We start from the raw sequence: 514 nt of genomic DNA on the forward strand, positions 1-514 counted from the left end.
ACTGATCGTACAATTGAGTTACGTGCTCGTGATCGTCAGAGAAAACTCATTTCAAAAATAGATGCTGCTTTGGAGCGTATCGATAACGGGACTTACGGTTTTTGTGAAGAAACTGGCGAACCTATTAGTATAAAGCGTCTTGAAGCTCGACCAATTGCAGTTTTATCATTGGAGGCGCAAGAACGCCACGAACGACGCGAAAGAGTTTATCGCGACGATTAAAAGCGATTTTGATGATGGAGACATGAAATGCGCGGCGCTAGAATTGGGTATCTTATTTTGGGGGAGCAGGGACAAATAAAGAGGGCTCTAGTCGTCCTTCAATTTCGGCGGTAATTGCTGAATCTTCTACTTGTTGCTTCATAAAGTGAGTGGAGAGAGCGTCTTGTATATGCTCTTTTTCACTGACGGAAAAAGGTTTTTTTTCTGTAATGTTAAAGCTTTGATTGGTTTCTGTTGTTGTTAATGCTTGTTGAATCTTTCTCTTTTGTATGATGGATGTATTGATAATATT

Annotated in this window: 1 protein-coding gene and 1 pseudogene; one reads left to right on the forward strand and one right to left on the reverse strand. The window is 40.3% G+C overall.

From position 1 onward, the window contains the following. Positions 1 to 222, forward strand: a 222-nt coding sequence (locus tag ACFINO_RS10180) for a TraR/DksA C4-type zinc finger protein (RefSeq protein WP_375655706.1), incomplete at its 5' end; no start/stop codon positions are given. Positions 223 to 274: 52 nt separating this feature from the next. On the opposite strand, the pseudogene ACFINO_RS10185 reads toward ACFINO_RS10180, so the two are convergent. Further along, positions 275 to 514: pseudogene (locus tag ACFINO_RS10185) on the reverse strand (hypothetical protein); the annotation flags it as partial.

This window comes from Bartonella sp. AA83SXKL, from assembly GCF_042196965.1.
GTDB lineage: Bacteria > Pseudomonadota > Alphaproteobacteria > Rhizobiales > Rhizobiaceae > Bartonella.